The sequence below is a fragment of the Streptomyces sp. 2323.1 genome (assembly GCF_900221035.1).
Lineage (GTDB): Bacteria > Actinomycetota > Actinomycetes > Streptomycetales > Streptomycetaceae > Streptomyces > Streptomyces sioyaensis.
This window is the reverse complement of record NZ_LT907981.1, coordinates 6804345-6823576: the sequence shown is the minus strand read 5'-3', so window position 1 is coordinate 6823576 and position 19232 is coordinate 6804345. Positions and strand designations below refer to the sequence as shown.

The window sequence follows — 19232 nt, the reverse complement described above, 5'->3', positions numbered from 1 at the left end:
TCAGCGCCGCGCGATCTCGATGGCGGCGTCTTCGACGCGCGCGGCGGAGCGCAGGACGCGGGCCGCCGCCTCGTCCGCGTGATCGACGTGGCCGCCGGAGTTGAGGATGCGGGCGATCTGGTTGAGGTTGTTGCCGACGCGGGCGAGCTGGGCACTGGCGGCCATGAGTTCTTCCACCCTGCCGCGCTGGTCCAACAGCCACGCCCTGGAACCGCCTTGGGCCTGGGCGACTGCGACCGCGGCGTCGGCGAGGAACCCGGCGGTCTTCAGACCGGCGGCTTCGGCGGCGCGGGTGACGAGGTCGAGTTCGTCTCGGGTCAGCCGGACGCTGCGGACTTGGTCGCGGTGCACGCTCTGGCGCAGGCGAGGTCGCGTGCGTGGCGCGGCGGGCGCATTCGGTTCCCCTCCCGGCTGCGGTCCGCCCTCGGTCGCAGCCTCTGAGCCCGGCGCCCCCTGGTGCTGGGCCTCCCCCTCCCCTCCTGGGGCGGGGGCTAGCCCTTCCGAAACTCCTCCGCAGCCCATGGCGGCGGAGGAGTTTCGGAAGGTACAGCTTGCTCGGCCTCGTGCCGGGCAGTGGTCCCACTGCAGTTCGGAGGTGGGGCTGGGCTGTTCCGAGGGGATCATCGGGGCGTCTCCACGGTGTGGCCGCGGACTTCGCGCAGGACCTCGGCGACGTAGTCGAGCGCGAGAACAGGGTGGTGCAGGGTTCGGGGTGTGCTGGCCCGAGTTCGCTGGACGGTCCAGCTGCAGTCGGGGCCGGGTTCGGCGCGGTGGAGGTGTCCGTAGTCGCGAAGCACGGTGATCCATGTGTCGGCCTCGGCGTGGGTGGCCGGTGTGGTGCGCATCGTGGTGCCTCTGCTGTGTGGAGAAGTCGGCGGTGGGGGCGGGCCGGTGACCTGGCGTGTGGATCGCGCAGGTCACCGGCCATGCGCCGTGTGTCCGGTCAGCTCGTCGTAGTGACCGGCTTCGTGGCGGGCTCGGTGCGGAGCCGGCGCATCAGGACGGTCAGCCGGTCGTTGCCGAGCGGGAGGTTCTGTCCGCGGATGGCGTCGGCGACGACCTGGCGGGTGGCCTTGCCCGCCTCGGTGACCGCCTGGCGGGCGATCGGAAGGAGTTCCTCGGTCACCGGATCGGCATCCGGCGTGTGGGTGTCCTGGGTCTCCGCAGCGGTGACCGGGGCAGATTTCGGCTGGTCGACAAGCGGCACGGCCGGACGGCGGCGGGTGACCGCGGGGGGTCTGCTGACCGAGTGTCCGCCCAGTTCAGCGGTTCGGCCGTCGTGGCCCGGCTCCGGCTCAGCCAGGCCCTCCTGTTGTCCGGACGGGTCTGTTGAGGCACCCACCTTCCGGCTGTTCGGGCCGGTGGTGACCGCTGGACGGTTGGTCTCCGGTGCGGGCAGCTCGACAGGGCGCCCGGAGATGACCGGCGCCGGCCGAGGCTCGTCCTGGCCGACGGCACTGTCCGGGAGGGCGGCGGTGCCCCGGTCAGCTCGGACACCGGCAGTGTCCGGGTCTCCGGGGACAGCGGGCTCGTCGACTTGCCGGGCGATGAGGATGTACAGGTGGACTGCTCCGGCCAGGGCTAGCGGGGCGAGGGTGGACAGGATGCCGACGGTGACGTCGCCGAGCCGAAGCCCCTCGCCTTCCGGCTGCTGCTGGTTGAGGCGTACGGCGTGCAGCGCGTTGGCCCAGATGCTGGCGGCCGTCGCGGTGCCGAACAGCAGCCAGACGTAGCAGCGGGCGGCGAGCGGTGCGGTGCGCAGGACCAGGAGGGCCCGGACTCCGTAAGCGATGAATCCGTCGATAACCAGAGGAAAGAGGTAGGTGAGGAGTCCGCGGATGTGGATGGCGGTGGCCATCTGCTGGAGGGCGTCGTAGGAAAGGGCGCAACCGGCGCCACCCAGGGCGACGATGGCGGCTCGGTCCCACCGGGTAATCCGCGCGGGTATCGCGGCGAGGGTGCTCACGCGGCCGTCCCGAGGTCGTCGCGGAAGGGCTTCGTCCTGCTCGCCTTGAGCACCGCAGGCTGGTTCGTCGGCTTCTTCTCGCCGTTGTCCGCCTGCTCCTTCTGCTCGACTGCGCGATCGCGGATCTGGCGGCGGGTCTTGCGGTACCGCTTCTGGGCGTGCTCCTTCGTGATCTTGAGAATCCGCGCGAGCTGATCGGCCGGGATGCCGTCCAGGTAGGCGGCGCGGACGACGGCGTCGCGCTCGGCATGCGTGAGGTGGACGTCGTGGCCGGCCAGCACGGCGTTGACGCGGGCGTAGCTGAGACGGCGCCGGAAGTTGCGATGCAGCGGGGCTCGTTCCTCTTCCGTCATGCCGCCCCGGATGCCGTCCTGGTCGCCGTTTTCCAGGGCGGCGTCGAGGCAGGTGTTCAGGACGGGGCACTGGTCGCACAGGGCCTTGGCGGCGCGGATGCGGTCCATCTCGTCCGGCTCGGGGAAGAAATCGTCCGGATCGACTTGATGGGGGCCCGTGGAGCGGCAGGCAGCTTCGTCGTGCCAGGTCAGATCGCCGAGGGTGCGCGGCGTCTCGTTCTCGGTGTGGTGCATGGTGTGTCTCCGTTGCCCCCAGGCGCGTTTGGGCAGGCTGACGCGCCTGGGGTTGAGGCGTGCGGGAGGCGACCGGCGGTCGCGAGAAGGCGGTTAGCGGCCGAGGCGCGAAGCGGCCGTCAGAGCGCTGAAGGCTGCTGGGCCGGCGTGTTCGGTGCGTGTCTGCGGCACAGCAGTGGCAGCGGGGCTGCGGCGCTTGGCTGCGAGGGCGCGTCTGCGGTCGGGGCCGTCGAGGACGACCTTGTCGGTCATCTCGGTCAGGCGGGAGGCGACGCGGTCGCCGATGTGCTGGCGCAGGTCGGCCATGCCGAGGTTGGTGGTCACCAGGGTCGGGAGCATCTGGTTGTAGCGGCGGTTGATCAGCCGCATTGTGATCTCCTCGGTCCACTCGCTGCTCTTGGCCGCCCCGAGGTCGTCGATGATCAGCAGCGGGCAGCGAGCCAGGTCAAGCAGCTCCCGCTCGCCGTCGTGGCCCGCCCGTGGCCGCAGCTCCGCGTAGAGGTCGGCGGCGGTGATCGCCTTCCACCGCAGCCTGACCCCGGCCAGTAGCAGGGACCGGACCGCGCCATATGCCTGGTGGGTCTTGCCGGTGCCGGTGGTGCCGACGATCAGCAGCGAGCGGCCCTGAGCGATGCCCGGTGCCCCCTTGGGCCCGGGGCGACCCGTCTGGGTGACCTCGCGGACCCAGTCGGCGACCGCGGGGTGGTCGGCGACGGCTTCCTGGTAGCGGGCCGGGATGCGGGCCTGCGCCGCCTGCAAGGCGGGGACCGGCTCCGCGGGGTCAGTGAGCGGTGCGTTGGGGTCGATGCCCCGGGAGGTGAGGATGTGGGCCAGGCGACGGGCGATGCCGCCGACGGGCTGGGCGTCGTGGTCGCGCATCACAGCTCCTCGGCGTAGGCGGCGGCAGGGTCAACTGGATTGGCCCAGGCCCGGTGACCGGGCAGGTTAGGCCGCGATTCCGGCCGCACCAAACCGGCCGGCGAGGCGTTCATGGCCTCGTTGACCATGCTGGTCAGCACGCTGGGGTGCTTGGGGTTGGCGGCGAAGCGCCGCAGTCCGCCGCGAATGTGCTCGGGGGCGATGCCCTCGTCCAGGAGTTTTTTGGCGATGCGGCCGAGGTGGCCGATCACGTCACCCGGCGGGCGCTGGTCGCAGGCGGCGACGTACTCGCCGACGAGGTCCTGAGCGGATGGGCTGGGTGCGGGCACTGTGCGCCCCGAAGGATGAGAAGATCCAGGATCCAAGATCCTAGATCCAGGCACCGAGCCCTCGGGGAGGTTTCGCGGAGACTTCGGGGATGACTCCCCAACTCGCTTCTGACCTGCGGTTTTCTTTGCGGTTCGCTTGGAGGTGTCGAGGGTGCCGTCGAGCGTCGCCTGGCCACCGTTCGTGCGCGCGGACGGGTCGGCTGGAGGCGTCACGGCCGTCTTCGACGGCCGTTCGACGGTCCGGGGAGCCTTCGCCGAAGTTTCCGGGAGTCCTCGCGGAGTATTCGTCGAGCCCTCGTGGGGCACGCTGCAGGTGCCGTCGCAGGCCCCGCAGCGCTCCGTGCGGTGGTGGTCCGGGCAGGCCGGGATGCGGGTCTGCGACCTCTTATCGATCTTCTGGTGGTCGAACCAGGTGACGATGTGCAGGTACCGGCGGCCGTCGCAGCCGGTGTACCGGCAGATCAGCCCGGCGTCGGCCAGCTGCTGGAGATCGTCCTCGGCGTGAACTGGGGTGTGCTCAGCACGCAGCGGCCAGAGCAGCCCGGCAACGATGGCTGCATTGTCTCGGAAGCGTCCGTGGTCGTCGGCCTGGGTGAGGAGACCGAAGAACGTCCGCTCGGCGTGGACGCTCACCTCCGCGAGCGACTCGCTGGTGAAGGCTTCGGGCTTAATGGTGCGGATCCTGGCCACCGTCAGCACTCCTTGCCGGTGGCAGCGCACGCCTCGGCGGCGGGCCGCAGGCTCCCGGTGGTCAGGCTGAGGTCGTACGCCTCGCCCCAGATCAGCTCAGGGTGGGCGCGGATCACCCAGCGGGCAAGCGTCGTGCGCTGGGCTCGGTTGAGGGCTATGGGCGCCCCTCGGCCGTCGTACGCGCGGGCGTAGGGGCTCGGCCAGCTCTGGCCAGGCTGGCGCTGCGAAACGCGGAGGATAGAGGCTCCGGGCACCATCTCCGCAAGCAGGCAGGCCAGGCGCTGCTGGCGAGCGTCGATGAGAGGCGCATCATCCTGGGGCGTCTGCTCTGAGAGCGCCCTTTTGCTCCAGTACTTGGGCATGCAAGAATCCCTTGATCGTAGGTGGGACGGGGCGGCCGTTCTCGTCGAAAAGGCCAGCCGACCCGCTCCAGTTATGAATCCGCGCCCTTCGGGGTGACGGCCCGGCGCTCAGGAGCTGCTAACTCCTGGGCGCCGGTTCCATATCCCTAGGCCTGTGCGCGCTTGGCGCTCATTACGCTCCGAAATCTCCCCTGCAGTTCGCACGGCCGGTGGGCTCCACCGAGCGCACCAGCAACATATGCGGGCACCCTCGCAAGATCCAGTAGTTAGGAACGAGCTGCCGCTGCGCCGGAAGAGGCATCTGCCAGGCGATCATTTACCCGGTCGAAGCAGCCACCTTTCCGTCATGAGGGCAGGACTACGAGGCGTAACGGAATCCCGAGGACTCCATCACAATGCACAGAGTTCTCATGCGGCACCTGACGGTAATTCGATCTTCTTGAGGTGCTGGTCACTGCGCATCCGCTCCGGACTCCCATCACACTTCGGGATTGCACGAAAGAGCAGAGCCGTCCCTCGATGTCCGGACATCGGGCAATTCTGACCGACCGGGTGGGCGGTGGCAGAGTGCTCTCGGGTGAAGGCATGGGCGTCGAGAGTCGCCCATTGTGACGCCAGGTAGGGGTGCCGAAAGTTGATCAAAGTCTCCACCCCTGTACAGCCCCTTCTCGCCATGCTTTCACCTCAGCGGAAATCGCTGATGGGCGCGTAGCCCGGAATTGCCATGCACTCAACTGTCGTGAAGGATCACTCGATGCTTCGTCCACTCATGTACAGTGGCCTACCGACTCTCGACGAGAGGGGAAGTGGTGAGCGAGGCGACGGGCCGCACTTTGGCGGAGAAGATCAATCACCTGTTCGCGACGATCAAGGGCGACGACGGCCAGGAGTACAGCAACGATTACGTGGCGAACGCCATCAGCCAGTCGGGGATCGGCATCTCCATGAGCTACGTCTGGCAGCTGCGGAAGGGGAAGAAGGACAACCCCACCGTGCGCCATCTGACGGGCCTGGCGAACTTCTTCGGCGTTCCCGTCGCGTACTTCTTTGATGACTCGGTCACGGGGCAAGTGGACGGCCGGCTGGCGAAAATGGCAGCCGAGCATGCGAGTTTCAGCGACGCACTCGAAAACGGTGACGTCAAGCTGATGGCTTTGCGTGCCGGCGAGCTGTCGGACGAACGGCGAAAGCAGGTAATGGACCTGCTGGACGTCGTCTATAAGTTGGAGCAGGCAGAGCACCGCGAATGACGCGCTTTATGCGGCGTCGTACCGCGGATCGGGGGTGCTGCTGCAGCGCGCGTCGTATGCAGGAGAAGTACCTTGAAAGAGCGCGAGCTTCGCAGTCGCTGTAAGAGAGAGCTGCGAGCCCTGAACGTTCAACCCCCCTTGCAGGTGGAAGAGCTCTGCCGACAGCTGGGAGAGCGCCGTGGCCGTCCTATCCGGCTGGTGCCGCACCGGATGCCGGTACCTGGCCCATTCGGTGCGTGGATTGCAACCCCGTCTGCCGATTACATCTTGTACCAGCAGGAGACCACCCCAAGTCATCAGAGGCACATCGTCCTGCACGAGGTCGGGCACATCCTCGCCGACCACCAGAGCGAAGAAGTCGACGACGAGGAGCTTTGGAAGGGCGCGGTCCCGGACCTCGCGCCGGGATCAGTGAGGCGGCTGCTTCGTCGGACCTCCTACGACGAAGAGCATGAGCGGCAGGCCGAATTGGTCGCGACGATCGTGCTGGAGTGGGCCTCGGTGTTGGACCGAGTCGCCCCTCGACGCGCCGCGAACCCTTCTCTGCATCGTGTGCAGACAGCACTCGGTGATCGCCAGGGGTGGCTGTGACTGCGCTCGTCCTGACAGCCACGCTTCTCCACCTTGCCGTGATCTGGAAGTTCGTGCAGGTAGCAAATGCTCCCCACGATCTTCCCCTTCGCGCCGTGACCTTGTGCCTCGTCTGCACAGCCGCTTCGTTCCTGCTCGGCCTCGACGCCGCGGCGGACATCGTCGACCACCTCCTGGGGGTCGGCGTGTCCCGGCTGATCCAGAACGCGCTGCTGGTCGCGGCGGTCTACTGGCTGATGTGCGTCTTCCTCTTCTCTGCAGAAGAACGGCGACGCGCCAAACGTCGCGCGCGGTGGGAAGCTCTACCCCTGGCGGTGGCAGTGCTGGTCCTCGTCCTGACGACCATCGCCACGCCGGCCCACATCCGAGGTCGGGACTTCGCCAGCGCCGACATGTCGCAGACCCCTGTGGCTCTGTTCTTCATCGCAGCGCTGGTCTACCTCGTCTACGCCCTCGCGTCTGCGCTCTGGTGGACCGTGCGATACGCCCGGATGTCGATGCGCCCCCTGGTGACCGGGCTGTGGCTGACGGCCAGCGCCCTGGCGGGCATGGTGGTGGCAAACACCGGCCGGATCGGTATTGACGTGATGCGGTGGTGCGGTGAACCGGTCCCGGCATGGCTCAACCACGGCACTCAGGACCTCCTAGCGCTCGCTGTCCCGGTGTTCATCGTCGGCGTGACCTACTCCGGCGCTGCGATGCGCATGGCGAGCGGGCGGGTATGGCTGCAGCATCGCCGCGAGCACCGACGCCTACGCCCACTGTGGGAAGCGCTACACGACGCCTTCCCACAGGACGCCCTCAGCCGTGTGCCGACCAGCGGCTGGCGCGATTCCCTATCCCTGCGCGGCACCCACTACCGCTACTACCGCAGGGTCATCGAATGCCGCGATGGCCTGGTGCGCATCAGCCCCCACCTCGCCCAGCTCGGGGTGCAAGAGGGGGCACCGCCTTCAGAACTCGCCCGTCACCTCAAGAAGGCCCTGGACACACAGGCGAACGAACCAGCCACATCCCGCCAGGCGCTGGCCGTCGCTCCTCCCGGCGACGACGACAGCCTCGATGCCGACGTCCGGCAGCTCATGCTGCTCGCCGACGCGCTCAGTATGGAGTCGGCTAGGGCGGAAGCCGGCAGCACTTCGAGGTGAACAGCCCGCGGGCCAGCACCCGGGCAAGCACGATGAGGAGCAACACCATGACAGACGCACTATTCACAGCTGACCAGGTCATCACGGGCCCCAACGGCGCCCGCATCACGGACGGTGCCGTGCTGGTCCGCGGAGACAGAATCGCCGCAGTCGGGCCTCGTGAGGAGATCGAGCGCCTCGCGCCCGAAGGTCTTCCCGCCAGGTCCGTCCCGCACGGCACGCTCCTGCCGGGACTCATCGACTCACATGTGCACCTGATCTTCGACGGCGGCGCCAACCCCCTGGAAGTCGCCCAACAAACGGCTGACGAGGAACTGCTGGAGGGGATGGCCGACCGCGCTCAGCAGCTGCTGCACAGCGGTGTGACGACGGTACGGGACCTCGGCGACCGTAACGGTCTCGCCATCCGCCTGCGCGACGCCATCACCAACGGAGCCCTGCCCGGGCCCCGCATCCTGTCGTCAGCCACCCCCCTGACCTCACCCGGCGGCCACCTGCACGTCTTCGGCGGCGAGGTAACCGGCCAAGACGCCATCCGCACCATGGTCCGCCGCAACGCCGACCTCGGCGCCGAGGTCATCAAGGTCATGGCCACCGGGGGCGGCATGACCAAGGGCGGCCCGGCCATCTGGCAGAACCAGTTCACGGAGCACGAGCTGAGCGTCGTGGTGGACGAAGCCGCCCGCCATGGACTGCCGGTCGCCGTCCATGCCCACGGCACCGACGGCATCGCAGCCGCAGTCCGCGCCGGCGTGGCCACGATCGAGCACTGCACCTGGATGACTGAGGGCGGGGAGTTCGACCTCCGCGAAGACCTCGCTACGCAGATCAAGAGTCAGGGGGTCTCCGTCTGCACGGCCACGAGCCCCAATTGGCGGGGCTTCGCCGAACGCGTTGGTCAGGAGCGAGCCGAGTACCTGTTCGGTTCGATGCGCTGGATGGCGGACCTTGGTGTTCCCATGATTGCGGGAACCGATGCCGGCGTCACCCGTGCGGTTTTCGACGGGCTCGTGAACACCTTGGAGTTCTACGAGTACCTCGGGCTCAGCAACGCCAAGATCCTCGACATGGCCACAACGGACGCCGCGCAAGCCCTGGGCATCACCGGCACCGGACGGATCGCCGAAGGACAGCGTGCCGACATCATCGCCGTCGATGGTGACCCACTCGTCGACCTCGGCGCCCTGCGCAACATCTGCCTCGTGATCGCAGGAGGCGAGAGAATCCGGTGACCATGGGGATGCCGACTACTGCATCGCCGCTACCGTCCGATTCGACGCCGGCAACCGCAAGCGTACGGATGAAGCCCTCTGTCTTCACGCGGGGCGCCGGCGACGCAGATTCCACTTGGCCGGTGAGGGCAGGGGCTGCGACCTCTCACCCTGGTGCTCACGCCGGGCCCGGTGGGACCGCCCCTCAGATGTTCCGGTCCGGGAAGGCATTCGTGACCCCGTTCGGCAGGCTGGCAGCCGTCCCCCCGGCCGGAACACCTGAGCAGCGACGAAGTGCCCGCCAGGTCAGTTGGTCTGTAAACTTCGTGATGGCGGTGTAGCCCTTAGCGTTGACTCTGCAGCAGGCCTAGGCGCTTGCTCATGCCCTCGGCCTCGTCCAAGTACCCCTGATCGCGGGCGTCATTGATGCCTTTCCTGATCAGTCCGTAAGCTTGCTCGCTTAGCAGCTCCGGGTGTTGCCCCAGAACTTGCAGTGCAGCTTTATCGTTCGATGCCCTCATGAAACTGTTGATGCCATCAAATAGTGGCTGCATGGAATCATGAACCTCTTTGGCGATTCGGCGAGCAAACTCCTCATCGCTTGAAGCCGGTTGCCTCGACACGGCGCCCCACCTCGCTCTGCGCTGAAATCACTTTCGCTCTTGTCCCAGAGCCCCCGACCTACGTATCTACCCAGACGAACACAATCGTGTGACCCGCGCACCTTTTCAGGTTGTGGACCCTCACCTGGTCGACAAGCAGACGCTTTGGTTGGGCCCTTTAGCGAGATTTTCACGTCGGCGGCTAGCGATGCCCACTGGGCGCGTGACCGGCTGAGCACGATGCGTGCGCTGTAGTCGCTGTGATAACGCGTTACGTGTTCAGCCCCGAGGTGCGAAATTCGTGCCGAGGTAGATCCTGGGAGTACCGACGGTCTCCAGTGACGAAGATGCCAAACGCTTACATGTTGGATGCCAGCGAGAGCGACCGGCTAGTAGGAGATAGTCGCCGACTGCGACGTGGTATCGGAGCGACGCGATGGCCAATGCAAGCTTCCCAGAAGGTACGGGGCCTGGCGGCGGGGAGGATCGCGCCCGGTTGGAGCGACTGCTCGGGGATATATCGAGGCCACCTAAAGAGCAGGCCCGGGCATTGCTTGAATTTTCGACGGAGCTTACGGTAGCCGCTCGCAATCTTGATATCGGACTGCGCGCCTCAACTGCCGCTCTGGAACGGATCGAACAGGACGAGGATCCCGATTTTGTGCTGCAGAGCTACGCGCACATGCAGGTGGGCGGGTTGGCCCTTCTGCAAGGAGATGAGGAGCAGGCCCGGTTCCATATCGAGCAGATGCGGCACTTCGCAGAGATCGCAGGCGACTCCCAGGCACAGACAGGAGCTGAGACTTTGCTGGCTCAGCTGGCCCAAGCCCGGGGCGACCTCGCGCAGGCACAGCAGCACTGGGGACAGGTGCTGCGCCTAGGCGAGCTAGCCGAGGACGTGGATCAGCAGGGGGGCGCGAACTGGTTCATGGGACAGATCGCCCTGGACCAGGGGGACATATCGGAGGCGAGGGGCCACGCTGAGCAGGTCATGGCGTTGACGGAAAATCCGGAACTCGTGGCTGGGGCCGAGTTGCTCCTCGGAGGACTCGCGCGACGCCGTGGCGATCTCATCAGGGCAAAGCAGCATGGGCGACGCTCAGTGGAGTTCGCGGAGGCTGCGGGCGGTGTGCTCGGGCGAGGGGATTCTTGCCTCTTTATGGCTCAGCTAGCGCGGGACGAAGGGGATCTCGACGAGGGAAGACGGCTTGCTGAAGAGGCATTGGCTCTTGCCCAATCAGCTAGCGACGAGCTGGAGCCTCATGAGTCCCTTCGATTCCTGAGCCAGGCTCATTGCGTTGCCGGCACTCTGGCCCGGGAGCGGGGGGATCTGGCCGAGGGACAACGGCTTGCCGAGCGGGCGTTGGAGTTGGCCGAGGCCGCTGGAAGCCGTGGGATGCAGGCCGATGCTCACGACCTGCTGGCAGTGATTGCGGGGCATGAGTGGGGGGATCTTGCGCGGGCACGACACCATGCGGAAGTCTTGTTGGAGCTGGCCGAGGCCACGGGCGATGTCCTGCAGCAGAGCCGTGCCCAGCAGCAGCTAGGTGAGTTGGCCGGGCACGCGTCTGGGGATCTGGCCAATCTGGCCCAGGCACGGGAGCGTGTGCAGCGGGCGTTGGAGCTGGCCGAGGCTGCCGGCGACCTATTCGAGCAAGCTCACGACCGGGTGATGCTGGGCGAGATTGCCCGGGTTCAGGGCGACCCCGCGGTCTTCGAAGACCACGTACAGCGGGCGTTGGGGCTGGCCGAGGCCGCCAACCACAGGGTAGGTCAGGGTAACGCTCACCACCTGCTTGCCCAGCTGTACTACGAGCGGGGCGAAGTCCGGCAGGCGCGAGAGCACCTGGAGCAGGCTCTGGTGCTGGCTGAAAGTGCTGGGGATACGCCGGAGCAGAGCAAGGCGCACCTGATGCTCGGAGACCTCGCCCGCCTGCGTCATGAGTATCTTGCCGCCTGCGACCATGCTCGGAAGGCCCTCGAGCTGGCGGGTGAGGCAGGAGACGATATCGGTGCAGCCAAGGCCCACGTAGTCCTGTCGAATGCGCTAGTAGCGCTTTCGCCGCGGGAGCTTCAGGCAGGACTGGAGCATTTGATGGCAGCGATCCGCCTACGGGAAAGAGTGCGGCTGCGAGTAGGTAGCGCTCCCGACCGAGCTCGCATCCTCGCCCAATCTGAGGACTGGGACCAGGTAGCACTATCGCGGGCGGCAAGCCTTCGTGATGGATGGGCTGGACTAGAACTGGCAGAGATTGGCCGGGGAGAGGCGTTGGCGGAACTGCTGCACTCCCACGATAGCCATCGTGACGCGCCGGAACTGGTCCAAGCCCTCCTGACCGAACTGGAAGAGGCGCACTCCCGCAAAGGGGTATTGCTCAACGCGCGGCCCCTCTCTGACGAACGGTTCGTCGACCCGGGGCTTCTACGCGCGCGACAGAAGGCCCAGGGGGAGCTCGACGAGCGGATCGCACGGCTCCACAGGGAACTGGCCACAGCGGTGGGCAGCGCGTTCCAGCGCGTTTTCACGGCTGAGCCGGTTGCCGTAGACAGCCTCCGTGCGCGTCTGCACGGAAACGTGCACGCCCTCCTGCTCAGACTCTTCCCACACGAACAGAAACCAGATAGCCGGCTGCTGTACTCCGTGTGGGTGCCTCCGGATTCCACCAAATCTCCCGTCGTCGAGGAGACAGTGCTGACCGCGGAGCAGGTCAACTGGTTGACGGATCTGACAAGCCCCAAAGACGCACACCTCGCCGGTTGGCGTCTACTAGAAGATACCGAACATCCCTGGCGACGAGAGCTGGGCGAGCGGCTACTGCCCGCAGGCCTGCGCACGCACCTGACCACGCTCAGCCGGAACACCGAAGAAGTTCCGCCAACGTTGCTAATCGTGCCGAGCGGGGAACTTTGGGGGCTACCATTCGCCACCCTCGAAGTCGGCAGACGCAATCTGCTGGACTTCGCCGCCCTCGCCTTACTGCCTGCCTTGCGGATGTTGCCTGATACTGCACCGGTCAACCAGCAGCAGAAAGACGGCGGAAAAGAGGCGCAAGCCCTCTCCTACATAACCAGACCATCCGCCGAACTCGACCAGCTCGCCCGCGACTACGCAAACCGGCTGGATGAAGAAACCGACCCTGAACGGCTAGTGGCCAAGCTGCGTTCTGGCGACCGCTACCAGCTTGGAGTCCTCTCTGTACATGGCGACTCGGAACTCGGACTTGCCCACAGCATCGAGCTCCAGCGCGATCCCCCTCACAAACTCTCCGCTGCTCGCCTACTCGGCCTCAACCTTCCGCCGCACCTGGTGATCGGAGCCTGCTGGTCAAACCGCATATCATCGGGGCCAGGCGAGGAGCCCATTGGACTGCCCACCGTGGCCCTCACACGCGGCGCTACCGCGCTCACAACCGGTCTATACCCAGTGCCCGACAAGGCCACTGGAACTATTCTCAGCGCCTACTACCGGGAACTTGCCGCCGGCCTGCCGCCCGTCCATGCCTTGCGCAACGCTCAGAGAAGCTACATCGCCTCTGCCCAGCACAACGGCTCTGATTGGGAACTTGGACCTACACCTGGGTACTGGGCTGGACTAACGATTCTGACCACTGAACCTGGACAGCAAGGTCGGTGCTAACAGTTGGATGTCACGAAGGTCCAGCCTGTCCATCGCCCGGGTGCCAGAGCCAGCATCGTCTGCCTTGGTCGAAGCTCAGCGTTCCGGATCGGAATCGTGACAGATCCAAACTGTGCAGTTTCGCATAAGCATCTTCAGGCAGCCCTGGTACAAGAACAACCTGCAGTTCCGTTGGTCGATCCTGGAATACCACTTCGCGACCGTCGGCACCTGCCGCGCGGAAAAGTCTCTCAATGGCTTTCCGAAGTGCTCGATAGGCGTCTTCGCCCATGCTGCTCAGAAACGCCTGCAGTGGGAGAATGACAAGGACTGCCAACGTCACGATGTCACGGACCGCTGGGCGAGGCCTGGTAGGGACGCAGACGCCCATGGAGGACAACGTGTCGAGGAGGACCTTCCTCTGATCGTTTGAGAATTCTACGCCGAAGCTGATATCTGCTTCCAGTACATCCGGCTTACTCATGGCCCCTCCACCGCGAGGTTACATTCGGATGATATCCAGTGTATTCGCGGTTGGGCGTGCAGCGCAGCTTGAAGTCAGCATCCTTGAACTATCCGAGTCCGAGGTGCGGTTGTGCTCTGAGCAATGCCCAGCAGGCGGGGTGGACTTCGTCGCCTTTGAGGCGGAAGTAGCGGAGGATCTACCAGGTCTTTTTGCGGGCGGGCTCTATTGATGACAGTGGCAGTGGGGTCAGCCCTGTCGTGGCAGAGTGGTGATGGTCGTGAGGGCATGCGTGAACGCGTCGGCCCAGGGCCCTCGGGTGGGAAGCCGCAGGTGGAGCCGTCTGGCGGTGTGGACGAGGCGGCCCGGGACGGTGAACAGGGTGCGCTGGAGGGTGAGGGCGGTGGCCCGGGTCAGGTCGTGGCCCGCGAGGATGCCGACCGCGCGGCCCAGGTTTGGGCCATGGCTGCCAGTGCGAGCCAGGCCGCGTTGGCGGTGAAACGCCCTGATGGAAGGTGGGCCAGGCTGGCGGATTTCAGCTCGGCGATGGTCTGCTCGACCACGGCGTGTCGCCGGTGATCGGCCTCGAGTTCAGTGAAGTCACCGGTGTGATCGGTGACGTATGCATGGTGGCCGTAGGTGGTGAACAGGACGAGTTGGGAGCCGGGAGTGGGACGGACGCGGCGCACGATCAGCCGCACCGTGACCGGTGTCTTGGTGTGCTGCCGGTGGCGAGGCGGTCGAGGAAGTGCTGCGCGCCGTAGCGTTTGCCCTTCAATCGGCCATGCAGGTCCGGGACGGCCAGCAGCACGGTGTCGACGCGCCCCGCGGCAACGTGCTCGCGCAGCTGGTCGAGTGTGACCGGGCCGGCGGACCGATCACTCTGCCCGGGTGCCGTGGGGAGCGAACCGGCTCGGTTGCCGGAGTCGGCAGGGGGCGGGGTCATACGATCTCCTGGTCGAAGCGGTCCATGGAGCGGTCAACGTGGTGGGCGGGCACCTCGTAGGTGCGTTCTCCCGCGACCCGCCACCAGAGCCAGGCCAGCAACAGCACTGCGATCAGCGCGACCGGGGCGTAGTTGAAGGACTCGACGGATACCGGGGCCGCCTGCGGCAGGCAGAACAGCACGGTCACGAACGCCACCCATGCGACGGCGACACAGCCGACCGGGACACCCCACCGGCCCAGGTTCCACGGCCCGGGCGCAAACCGGTTGCGGTGCTTGATCCGCAGGTAGATGGGGATCGCGTAGGCGGGGGTGATGCCGATGACGTTGATGCTGGTGATCGCTGCGTACGCCGTCGGGCTGTACAGGCTCGGCACGGCGAGCAGCGCGGCGACACCGACGGCCAGCCAGACGGCGTTGCGCGGGGTGCCGGTGCGCGAGTGCACCCGCCGCCACAAGCCCGATCCCGGCAGTGCACCGTCCCGGCTGAAGGCGAACACCATCCGGGACGCTGCGGCCGTCTCGGCGTTGCCGCAGAACAGCTGTGCCGCGATCACGATCAGCAGCAGCGCCTTCGCACCGCTTCCTCCGAGCGCGTCCAGGAAGATCTGGGCGGGCGGAACCCCGGTCGCCGTGCCCTGCGTTGCCGCGTAGTCCTGGATAGCGAAGGTCAGCCCGGCCAGCAGGACGAAGCCGGCCACCCACGACCAGCCGATCGCCCGGATGATGCCGCGGGACGCAGACACCTGGGCGTTGGTGGTCTCCTCCGACAGGTGAGCGGATGCGTCGTAACCGCTGAAGGTGTACTGGGCGAGCAGCAGGCCGATCAACACGACGTACAGCGAGGAGGACCAGCCGGTGTCGTTGACGAACTCGCCGAAGACGAAGCTCGCGTCCTGGTGGTGTGCGGGCACGATGGCCAGGGCTCCGACGATCACGGCGACCCCGGCGACGTGCCACCAGACGCTGATGCTGTTGAGGATGCTGACCAGGCGGACTCCGAACAGGTTCAGCCCGGCGTGCAGGGCGAGGATGATCAGATAGATCACCATGGTCTTGCCCTCGTTCGGCTCGAAGCCGAACTGGAGGTTCAAGAAAGCGCCGGTGAACAGCGCGGCCCCGTAGTCGATGCCGGCGATCGCTCCGAGCAGCCCGAGCAAATTCAGCCAGCCCGTGTACCAACCGTATTTGCGGCCGCCGAGCTGCTCGGCCTGGAAGTACAGCGCTCCGGATGTCGGGTAGGCGGAGGTCACTTCCGCGAGACCGGCACCGACGAACATCACCATCACGCCGACCGCGAGCCAGCCCCACATCATGACGGCCGGGCCGCCCGTGGTCAGGCCGAAGCCGTACAGGGTCATGCACCCAGACAGGACGGAGATCACGGAGAAGCTGATGGCGAAGTTGCCGAAGGACCCCATCCGGCGCGTCAGCACGGGTTCATAGCCGAGTTCACGCAGGTAGGCATCGTCAGAACGGACACGAGCGGTGTGGCGAGGTGATCCTGAGCGGAACACGAAACCTCCAGGGGGAAGGGACGAAGTCGAGGCGAGATAAGCAGGTTCATGCCAATCAGCTGGTGTGCCCGAGGGGGCCCCGGCGCGGGGAAGCGGGAGGGGCGTGGCTGTTCGCGTAGGCCAACGACTCCCTGCGAGCCCGGAACATCAATTCCTGACCGCCGGTGGCTCCAGGCGGCCGTTCTTCGAGTGACGCCCAGGGCTCGCGTGTCGCGTAGGGCTCCATTGCGGTGAACACGTCGGCCGCTTCCAGGTACTGGTGGCTCGCCCACAGCGCGTAGGCCAGGTAGTTCAGGTCGGTCAGCGACCGCATGGCGGGATCCGCCTTCTTGAACCAGCCGTGGAAGGCATCGAGGGAGTACGTGCGCATGGGGTCCTCGGCCCACTGTCGCCGCCACAGGGGATGAACCTTTCCTTCGGCTCTCTGCAGGCGGCACTGCTCGACTTGGGCATAGGCGGGCAGGAGCAGCATGGGTGTGCCGGCGGGTGCCCAGGACGCCACCCAGCGTCCGAAGTCGAAGACGGAGGCGAGCTGCGCCGAGGGCGGAGCGTTGCGGGAGAGCAGGAATTGCAGAACTCGGTGGTACGCCTCGCGGTTGTAGGGATCGCGTCGGGTCACCTCGTCCAACAGCTGCCACGGTCCTGGCGGCAGCATCGGTTCTGCCGACCGCACGCGGTGTTCGGGGCGGCGTTGGTTCCTGTCGATCTGAGCGAGGGCCAGCAGACACACCCAGGGGACCGGATCCTGCGGAGAGCCCTGCGCAGCCATCTGCGCAGCATGCCGGGCCCGCGTCTCGAATTCGGCGACACCGGTGTGTTGTTGGCGATGGGCGCGCAGGGCTCTCTCCACGAATACCCGAGCGCGCATCACCTGCGGGTCGTAGGCGTCCGGCTCCTCGGCCAGCCACACGTCCACGACGTCGGCGCCTGCGGCGGCGACTGCCAGGACCTGCGTGCGCGAGGTTCTGAGCCCTCGCGAGCTGGTGGCGAGTAACAGATTCCGAGCGGCTCTCCAACGGCCCGCTCGGAGTTCGACGATGGCCACGCGAAGGTCGTCGTCACCACCGGCCGGGTGATACACCGGGCGCATCAGCTCGTCTCGCATGCGACTGAGGCGTTGCGGCCGGCGGGGGGCTTGACCTGATGTCCGGCCGAGGTACACACCGCGGGGACGGGGGCTGCGTTCGTCAGGGGTGTCATGAGTCCTCGCAAGGGTGGGGCTGAGTTGAAGACCGCTGGGCACGCCTCGGGACGTCCGCGCCCGGTGCAGCCCTGCGGCGCCGGCCAACCCAGTACGTCCGGGCGGTCGACCTAAAGACGGAGGCTGCTGATCGCCGTGATCACAGCCTGGGCGAACTGGCTGATGCTGGGAGCGAGCGAGGTGCCCTGAAGATAGAAGCCCAGCAAGATGGCTGCCACGGCATGGCCGATTTTGAGCCCGCCCTTGCGGACGAGCAGACACACGATCACGGTCAAAGCAACGACCAACGAAAGGTGAAGTGTCACGGCGCTGTCGCCCTCCTGCCGTCATGCCACCGGCAGGTCCGGCGAAAGGGCTTCGAGCCGGAGCGCAGCGTCAACCAAAGCAACATGGCTGAACGCCTGCGGGAAGTTGCCCACCAGAACGAGCGAATCACCCCGGTAGCGGCGGCGGTCGGCCGGCGCGGGCCATCCCCCGGGACCGTTGACCGGCCTCATCCGCCAGAATCCGTGCTCCTCCGTACCGAGCAGCCCCGCAAAGACCACCGGGGAGTCGAAGCGGGGCAGGCACGCCCAGTCAATGGAACCCTTCCTACCGACGAGGGCGGCCGTCTGCGTATCGCCTATCACTCCGTAGTCCTCGATGAGGCCGGCCATGCGTGTCTCCGATCTTCGGTGGGGGCTGGCCTGGCGGTACGTCAGGCGGCGGTGTGGCGTGGTGAGGCCTGGGTGGCGCAGAGAGCCGAGTCAGGAGGTGAATTTCGCTGCGTGTTGCTGCGGCTATGTGCATGCGTCACTGGATGCCGAGCAACTGCCCGAGCGAGGCCAGCTGACTGAGTGCTTGGAGCGCGTAGCTCTCTGCGGTCTGTTGTGCGTTCGCCGATGGCCGTGTCGGGTGAGCCACCCGGAAGACTCCACAACAGTGGGGCTGACTTCTGGCCTTCAGCCATCGTCTGGGCGCGACCCCGCCTCTCGCGAGTTCACATGACCACCCCGTTGCTGAGCAGCTTCAGTGTCATGCGGGCACGACCGATGACGCCGTCGTCGCCGATGCGAGCTCCCCAGGCCAGACCGCGGACAGCGTCCAGTGCGACAAGAGCAGGCAGAACCTGCTTCTCCGGTCGCGCCAGCTCCCGCCCGTAGCCAGTGAAGAACGCAGTGCGAAGACGGGGCTGACACGCCCACGGGCCGGTGGCCAGGCGCACAAAGTCGTCCACGGCCAAAGCAGGCTGTGCCCTTCCAAAATCCAGCAGCGCGACCGACTCCGTAGCCGCATTCCACAGCAGATTTCGCTCCTGCGCGTCCCCATGAATGAAGGCCACAGGGCACGACGACAGAAGAGGTAAGAGCATGGCCAGACGACGGACGAGTTCCCGCCCGGCAGGCGAGAGCAGATCACCGGCAGCCGCGAGATGCTCCTCGAGCGATCGCCTTCTCGCCCTCAGCAGTCCTCCGGGATCCACGCTGGCTCCAATGGAGACGCCAGCTGAGCTGTGCAGGGCACGCAACAGCCAACCGGCCTGGTGGTGGACCTTGATGCGGTCAGCCATCGTCAATCGTGTGGTGGTCACGTTCCGGCCAGGCGCCGCTGTCAGCAGGACTGCCAGCTGGGCGGGATCGCTCGCCATCAGCCGCGCAGCGCAAAGCGGTCCGAGAGCCGGTACAGCGAACCGGTAGGCGTGTACTTCACGCACGTGGAAGATCTCGGAAGGGGCAACCTTCACAAAGAGCCGGGAGCCGTTGCGGCAGAAGAGTTCCCACACAGGCGAGTTGCTGCTGGTGGCGACACCGCGGACCTTCGTCAAGGTGCCGGTCACACAGGAGGCCCACTCGATCAGGCCCCTTGGAAGCTCGGCGCCTAGCTCGTCGCGAGAC

General features: G+C 66.5%; 19 protein-coding genes and 2 pseudogenes. 5 read left to right on the top strand and 16 right to left on the bottom strand.

Annotation, left to right across the window (positions count from 1 at the left end; genetic code table 11):
* The 7 genes from CPH93_RS29510 to CPH93_RS29480 all read right to left on the bottom strand — a co-directional run bounded on the left by CPH93_RS29510 (position 1) and on the right by CPH93_RS29480 (position 4813).
* Complete coding sequence (locus tag CPH93_RS29510) at positions 1–351, bottom strand: plasmid mobilization protein (protein ID WP_231976989.1); 351 nt, start codon at positions 349–351, stop codon at positions 1–3.
* Positions 352–620: 269 nt separating this feature from the next.
* A complete protein-coding gene (locus CPH93_RS29505) occupies positions 621–845 on the bottom strand; it encodes a hypothetical protein (RefSeq protein ID WP_096214558.1) in 225 nt (74 codons plus the stop codon).
* A 98-nt stretch (positions 846–943) separates the two neighbouring features.
* Entirely contained in the window at positions 944–1966 is a 1023-nt protein-coding gene (locus tag CPH93_RS29500; protein WP_096214557.1) for a DUF2637 domain-containing protein, read from the bottom strand.
* On the bottom strand, positions 1963–2553 hold the full coding sequence (locus tag CPH93_RS29495) for a WhiB family transcriptional regulator (RefSeq protein ID WP_096214556.1): 591 nt from the start codon (positions 2551–2553) through the stop codon (positions 1963–1965). The genes CPH93_RS29500 and CPH93_RS29495 overlap by 4 nt, the downstream gene beginning before the upstream one ends.
* A 93-nt stretch (positions 2554–2646) precedes the next feature.
* Complete coding sequence (locus CPH93_RS29490) at positions 2647–3432, bottom strand: ATP-binding protein (protein ID WP_096214555.1); 786 nt, start codon at positions 3430–3432, stop codon at positions 2647–2649.
* Positions 3432–4451 carry a hypothetical protein gene (locus CPH93_RS29485; RefSeq protein ID WP_096214554.1) on the bottom strand — a complete coding sequence of 340 codons (1020 nt, stop codon included), beginning with the start codon at positions 4449–4451 and terminating at the stop codon, positions 3432–3434. The genes CPH93_RS29490 and CPH93_RS29485 overlap by 1 nt, the downstream gene beginning before the upstream one ends.
* A gap of 2 nt (positions 4452–4453) precedes the next feature.
* Positions 4454–4813, bottom strand: a complete 360-nt coding sequence (locus CPH93_RS29480; protein WP_231976988.1) for a hypothetical protein — start codon at positions 4811–4813, stop codon at positions 4454–4456.
* Positions 4814–5622: 809 nt separating this feature from the next.
* On the opposite strand from CPH93_RS29480, the gene CPH93_RS29475 reads away from it, so the two are divergent.
* From CPH93_RS29475 to CPH93_RS29460, 4 genes are all read left to right on the top strand, one after another.
* Entirely contained in the window at positions 5623–6063 is a 441-nt protein-coding gene (locus tag CPH93_RS29475; protein ID WP_096215638.1) for a helix-turn-helix domain-containing protein, read from the top strand.
* Positions 6064–6330: 267 nt separating this feature from the next.
* Positions 6331–6654, top strand: a complete 324-nt coding sequence (locus CPH93_RS37020) for a hypothetical protein (RefSeq protein WP_231976987.1) — start codon at positions 6331–6333, stop codon at positions 6652–6654.
* A complete protein-coding gene (locus tag CPH93_RS29465; protein ID WP_096214551.1) occupies positions 6651–7802 on the top strand; it encodes an MAB_1171c family putative transporter in 1152 nt (383 codons plus the stop codon). Before CPH93_RS37020 ends, CPH93_RS29465 begins: the two co-directional genes overlap by 4 nt.
* 47 nt (positions 7803–7849) lie before the next feature.
* Positions 7850–9034 (top strand): amidohydrolase family protein, encoded by a 1185-nt coding sequence (locus tag CPH93_RS29460; protein WP_096214550.1) that lies wholly within the window; start codon positions 7850–7852, stop codon positions 9032–9034.
* A 323-nt stretch (positions 9035–9357) separates the two neighbouring features.
* Here CPH93_RS29460 and CPH93_RS29455 read toward each other — a convergent pair whose 3' ends face one another.
* Positions 9358–9636: a hypothetical protein gene (locus CPH93_RS29455; protein ID WP_159395069.1), complete on the bottom strand. Its 279-nt coding sequence runs from the start codon at positions 9634–9636 to the stop codon at positions 9358–9360.
* Between the two features lie 475 nt (positions 9637–10111).
* Between CPH93_RS29455 and CPH93_RS29450 the strand changes: the two genes are divergently transcribed.
* Positions 10112–13252, top strand: coding sequence for a CHAT domain-containing protein (locus CPH93_RS29450; RefSeq protein WP_159395068.1), 3141 nt, complete (start codon positions 10112–10114; stop codon positions 13250–13252).
* 10 nt (positions 13253–13262) lie between these two features.
* On the opposite strand, the gene CPH93_RS35915 is transcribed toward CPH93_RS29450, so the two are convergent.
* From CPH93_RS35915 to CPH93_RS29415, 8 genes and pseudogenes are all read right to left on the bottom strand, one after another.
* A complete protein-coding gene (locus CPH93_RS35915; RefSeq protein ID WP_159395067.1) occupies positions 13263–13715 on the bottom strand; it encodes a hypothetical protein in 453 nt (150 codons plus the stop codon).
* 228 nt (positions 13716–13943) lie between these two features.
* Positions 13944–14278, bottom strand: a pseudogene (locus CPH93_RS37015) (transposase); the annotation flags it as partial.
* A 107-nt stretch (positions 14279–14385) separates the two neighbouring features.
* A complete protein-coding gene (locus CPH93_RS29440; protein ID WP_096214546.1) occupies positions 14386–14640 on the bottom strand; it encodes a DUF4339 domain-containing protein in 255 nt (84 codons plus the stop codon).
* The gene (locus tag CPH93_RS29435; RefSeq protein ID WP_096215637.1) at positions 14637–16061 is read right to left on the bottom strand and encodes an amino acid permease; all 1425 of its coding nucleotides are present in this window, start codon (positions 16059–16061) and stop codon (positions 14637–14639) included. The genes CPH93_RS29440 and CPH93_RS29435 overlap by 4 nt, the downstream gene beginning before the upstream one ends.
* 151 nt (positions 16062–16212) lie before the next feature.
* The gene (locus CPH93_RS29430) at positions 16213–17262 is read right to left on the bottom strand and encodes a hypothetical protein (protein WP_231976985.1); all 1050 of its coding nucleotides are present in this window, start codon (positions 17260–17262) and stop codon (positions 16213–16215) included.
* A gap of 206 nt (positions 17263–17468) precedes the next feature.
* On the bottom strand, positions 17469–17663 hold the full coding sequence (locus tag CPH93_RS29425) for a hypothetical protein (RefSeq protein WP_096214545.1): 195 nt from the start codon (positions 17661–17663) through the stop codon (positions 17469–17471).
* Between the two features lie 69 nt (positions 17664–17732).
* A pseudogene (locus CPH93_RS29420) lies at positions 17733–18014 on the bottom strand (trehalase-like domain-containing protein); the annotation flags it as partial.
* Between the two features lie 323 nt (positions 18015–18337).
* Positions 18338–19174, bottom strand: a complete 837-nt coding sequence (locus CPH93_RS29415) for a phosphotransferase enzyme family protein (protein ID WP_159395066.1) — start codon at positions 19172–19174, stop codon at positions 18338–18340.
* Between the last annotated feature and the right edge of the window lie 58 nt (positions 19175–19232).

Coding starts and splice junctions, on each gene's coding strand:
- CPH93_RS29460 (WP_096214550.1), top strand. CDS start 7,850: ATGACAGACGCACTATTCACAGCTGACCAGGTCATCACGGGCCCCAAC.
- CPH93_RS29490 (WP_096214555.1), bottom strand. CDS start 3,432: ATGCGCGACCACGACGCCCAGCCCGTCGGCGGCATCGCCCGTCGCCTG.
- CPH93_RS29435 (WP_096215637.1), bottom strand. CDS start 16,061: ATGGGGTCCTTCGGCAACTTCGCCATCAGCTTCTCCGTGATCTCCGTC.
- CPH93_RS29480 (WP_231976988.1), bottom strand. CDS start 4,813: ATGCCCAAGTACTGGAGCAAAAGGGCGCTCTCAGAGCAGACGCCCCAG.
- CPH93_RS29505 (WP_096214558.1), bottom strand. CDS start 845: ATGCGCACCACACCGGCCACCCACGCCGAGGCCGACACATGGATCACC.
- CPH93_RS29495 (WP_096214556.1), bottom strand. CDS start 2,553: ATGCACCACACCGAGAACGAGACGCCGCGCACCCTCGGCGATCTGACC.
- CPH93_RS29430 (WP_231976985.1), bottom strand. CDS start 17,262: ATGCGAGACGAGCTGATGCGCCCGGTGTATCACCCGGCCGGTGGTGAC.
- CPH93_RS35915 (WP_159395067.1), bottom strand. CDS start 13,715: ATGAGTAAGCCGGATGTACTGGAAGCAGATATCAGCTTCGGCGTAGAA.
- CPH93_RS29440 (WP_096214546.1), bottom strand. CDS start 14,640: ATGACCCCGCCCCCTGCCGACTCCGGCAACCGAGCCGGTTCGCTCCCC.